Source organism: Staphylococcus sp. HMSC062A01 (assembly GCF_001836805.1).
Lineage (GTDB): Bacteria > Bacillota > Bacilli > Staphylococcales > Staphylococcaceae > Staphylococcus > Staphylococcus haemolyticus.
Genome location: NZ_KV830608.1, coordinates 1 through 4254, shown reverse-complemented (window position 1 = coordinate 4254; position 4254 = coordinate 1). Strand labels below are relative to the sequence as shown.

Below are 4254 nucleotides of genomic sequence, written 5' to 3'. Positions count from 1 at the left end.
TGACATGATAAATTAGTGGTTAGCTATATTTTTTACTTTGCAACAGAACCTTTTATTGTATACCTACTTTACACAATCCTACTCAAAATACTTATACTAAAGAAGAAAAGCAAAAAATTATAGATCAATGTCAAAAAAACGGAATACCTATTGTTGAAGATAGTATATATTCTGATTTATGGTTTGATGAAAAAAGACCGATGCCCATGAAATCTTTGAAAAATAGTGACAATGTTTTATATTTAGGAAGTTTATCTAAAACGGTAAGTCCTGGTCTGCGTATTGGATGGATAGTAGCAGATAAAAATGTAATTAATCACTTATCTGATTTAAAAATGCAGAATGACTATGGTGCTAGTTCTATATCACAATATATTGCCACAAAATGGCTAAATACTTATCATGAAAAACATATATCTGAATTAAAATTAGAATTAAAAAAACGTAAAGATATATTTATAGACGCCCTAAAAACTCATTTATCTATGTATGGTAGTTGGAATGACCCTAGTGGATCATTTTATATTTGGTTTGAGTTCTCTATATCAATAAACGTAAAAAAATTGTTTAATGAATCTATAAAAGAAAATATACTTATACAACCTGGAGAAATATATGATTCTAACTACAAAAACTACATTCGATTTTCTTACTCATACATTGATGAGAATGATATTAATAGAAGTTTAAAAAAATTAAGTAATATTATTAAAAAAATTAGAAATTGATTCCTAAGAACTTTCTTTACTTTGCATTCCTCTACTAACCAGTGTTATAATTTGATTAACAAATAGTGTACTAACATGATAAACACCGAGCCCGATAACTACTGCGAATAGTTATCGGGCTCTTTTGGTGTATTAGCTATATGTCGTCGCTAAATTACTTTTCACGATTATTCAGCCAATGAGAAAATAACGTGAGTATAACTCCTACTATGATAGGAGCTATAATAGTTACAAATAGTGTACTGAACATGATGTCACCTCCTTCCATGCTAAATACAGCACAGAAGTGAACGACGACTTTTGTATTATATCATTTCTAATAATTGAGTTACAGATAACTTCCGATAAGTCATTTTATGTAATGATAGTGAGATCTATTTCTATAATATCTAGAGGCAAAAGAGATACTTTATAAGTACATTTCAAGTTTATTATAGTAATTAAACACATCACTATAAGTAAATAAATTTACTAGTTTACTAATGACTATTGCATTTTTAATAGAATTATTGATTTTATACTTACTTTCCAATAATACTTTTTAGCACCTTTTAAAGTCTAATATGCTTTTCCTTGATCCTATATACTCTTAAATTTGCGTCATTTCATTTAACAGATTTCCTAAAAATTTTCGCTTTGAACATTAGAAAATTGATTATGATTTATGTTTTCTTTAACTTTAATTTATAGGAGAAAAATCATGATTCTGTTAATTTATGAAATCTTATTATTTTTAATAATTTCATTCTCATATTATTTATTCAAACTATTTTTATGGAGATTCATTTGGGAATCTTAGCTTCAATATTCGGAATGTTTACAGCAAATTTGTTTATGTATTACATGCTTCTATATAAAAGTCCAGAATACAATGACAAGAAAATCTTTAAGATTTTTATAAACTTAATCAATCTCGTAATAATAATTATTAGCTTAATAATACTCAATTTATTAACTGTAAAATAAGCACAGAATTAGAATTGAAATTAATGTATTAACGTTGATCTTTGAAGCTCTTAACAATTTTCAAACTTATAAAATTGTCGACTAAATCGCTCACACCATACGATATTCATCTTAAAATTTCGTTAAGTAGACTCACAACATTATTAAAATTTCTTAGCATAAATGTGTATTCTACTTTTGTTTTACGCTTGTATAACATATAAAAAAATAGCGCATAAATCCTTCAAAAACTAATCAAAATATTCCATTATTTCGTTTGATTGTTTAACAAGAAACCATGAAAAAAATGCAGAAATTGTTAATGACTTAGAATGAATTTTATATCGAAAACGTATACTAAGTTTCGGTGTATTACTTAAATAAAAACATAAACTTTTAAATTTAGATAACACTGAAGATGGCGATTTAATTCAAACAAATGATAAAGAAAAAAACATATTCAATTACAGCAATTAGGCATTTCGAAAACAAAATTATCTCTTTAAAAAATAGGGAGCTTTAGCTAAAAAAGCTAGCGTTTGTTATTGAAAAGTCGTAAAAAAAGTATGGGTACAAAATGGGTACAGACACAATATGTAGGGGAACATTTTGGGTACAAACGCAATTTATAGGGGTACATTTTGGGTACAAACACAAAATTTAGGCACCAAAAGAAAAACTCTGAAACCTTTGAAATGTCTGGCTTCGCCAGACCTACCTTTGTAAAAGGTGGCAAATTTCCCTTATGCTCTTAACTCATGATTTGGGTTCAAATCAAAATTTTGGTGTTTTAAAAGAAAAATACCTCTGCAAGAACTAAAAATCATAACTACTTTTTGAATGATTTTATGCAAAATTTTAGATTACATGTAACTGGCGATACCTAAAAAGTAATCGCTAGTTTTAATCCATATTCTGATTTTTAAAATCAAAATATATTTGTTTAACTCATATTTTCTTTTTAAAAGTTGATATATATTTATGAGTAAAACAACTGTATCAATATACTTTATTTCCTCTAAATAATCTCTCAAAATCAAAAATAAAGTTATTTAAAATTTAAATAACTTCTGTGATAAGATTTATAAAAAAGGAGATTAAAATATCTTAGAAATTCTTTATATTTGTAAAAAACATCGATGTTTTATTTGATTTAGTAAAAATTTTTGAAGAAGAAATGGCGGAATTATTCGAGTTGAAATCAAAACAACTTACTATACTAAAAATTCAAATAGTAAATAGCAATTATAATTAAAAAGAGGTTTAAACTGTGAATTTAAATACTGATGATTTAATTACTTTACATACAAATATAAACAGACAAGTAGGAAAAGAAATATTTCCAAGTGGACTTAGGGCTTATGGCGAAAAATCTATATTAAAATCTATTCAAAAATTAATAGAAGACGATAAATTAGTTATAAAAAAAGATGTAGAAAATAGTTTGAATTATTTTACAGTTTCACAACTAAGAGAGTTACTTAAAAATAATAATCTTCCTATATCTGGAACTAAACCAAAACTTATTCAACGTGTTAAGGAAAATTTTGGTTCTATACAAAATATAGAACTTCCCTCTTATTATGACGCGACTGATGAAGGAATATTTTTAATAAGAGATACAAAATACTTAATGCACTTTATAACTAGTTGGGATCATATAAGTTACAAACAAGCTTTTTATATAGCTGAGCATTATATAGATAATACATGTGAAGATAAAATTTTAGCAATATATGATTATAAACTAAGTAAAAAAGATAATAATAATGACTTAATGGCGATATATAGAGCTTTATGTGACTATTATCTAAATGAAAAGAAAGATTTAGATAATAGTAGAAAATATTTAAATTTAATATATTATGATCACTTAAAAACATTAATTAACACTTTAGATTCAGATAGTATATACAATTCATATTATGATGAAGAAGATAAGTCATTAAAATATGAGTCAATAAAGACAGTAGTAAAAAATTATATAAAATATGATACTTTTGTAAATACTTATGAAATATTAATCATTGATTTGAACTATTCTATTGATGAATTAGTAAGTATGTTTAAAGAAGATATTAGTGAATATGAAAATGAGTTGAGTAACGAGCTAATTTATCATTTTATAAGCTGCATAGTGGCATATACTTTAGAAGAAAATGAAACAGAATCTGTATCAAAATTATATAAATGGTTAAAAAATGAATATCCTTATAAACACACAGATGAAGATTACGAAGATAACTATGACGATGGCTTCATTTCAATAGATATTCAAGAATTAATGAAAATAAAAGAAGATATCAATGTACATATTAATAAATATGACGGACGCATTATTCTATATTTAAAAGAAGAAAGACTAAGCACATTTTTGAGTGAAAATGACCATGAATATTAAAGTGAAAAATGGTTAATAGCTATTTTACAGGTGATATCAAAATCAAGACATGAAGAAATTCGTTTCCACTCGTTTCAAAAATAAAAAAGAGGTTCCTTATGTTTAAAATCCAAGATCAAAATTATTTTAAAAGAGCATTAAAAACCTTGGTTCTGTTGCAAAGTTGAATTTATAGTATAA

The 4254-nt window shown here is 25.3% G+C and carries 2 protein-coding genes and 2 pseudogenes; 3 read left to right on the top strand and 1 reads right to left on the bottom strand.

Translation table 11 applies throughout. The annotated features are described in order from the left end of the window. Nucleotides 1-41: 41 nt before the first annotated feature. Nucleotides 42-728: pseudogene (locus HMPREF2715_RS03335) on the top strand (PLP-dependent aminotransferase family protein); the annotation flags it as partial. Nucleotides 729-882: 154 nt separating this feature from the next. Here HMPREF2715_RS03335 and HMPREF2715_RS11615 read toward each other — a convergent pair. Continuing rightward, nucleotides 883-978, bottom strand: a complete 96-nt coding sequence (locus tag HMPREF2715_RS11615) for a type I toxin-antitoxin system Fst family toxin (protein WP_000493114.1) — start codon at nt 976-978, stop codon at nt 883-885. Nucleotides 979-1928: 950 nt separating this feature from the next. On the opposite strand from HMPREF2715_RS11615, the pseudogene HMPREF2715_RS12390 reads away from it, so the two are divergent. Further along, nucleotides 1929-2196: pseudogene (locus HMPREF2715_RS12390) on the top strand (hypothetical protein); the annotation flags it as partial. A 747-nt stretch (nt 2197-2943) separates the two neighbouring features. Then, nucleotides 2944-4074 (top strand): SAP domain-containing protein, encoded by a 1131-nt coding sequence (locus tag HMPREF2715_RS03330; protein ID WP_002504099.1) that lies wholly within the window; start codon nt 2944-2946, stop codon nt 4072-4074. Nucleotides 4075-4254 lie beyond the last annotated feature (180 nt).

Excerpts from the sequence above, each read along its gene's own strand:
- HMPREF2715_RS11615 (WP_000493114.1), bottom strand. The coding sequence starts at position 978 with ATGTTCAGTACACTATTTGTAACTATTATAGCTCCTATCATAGTAGGA.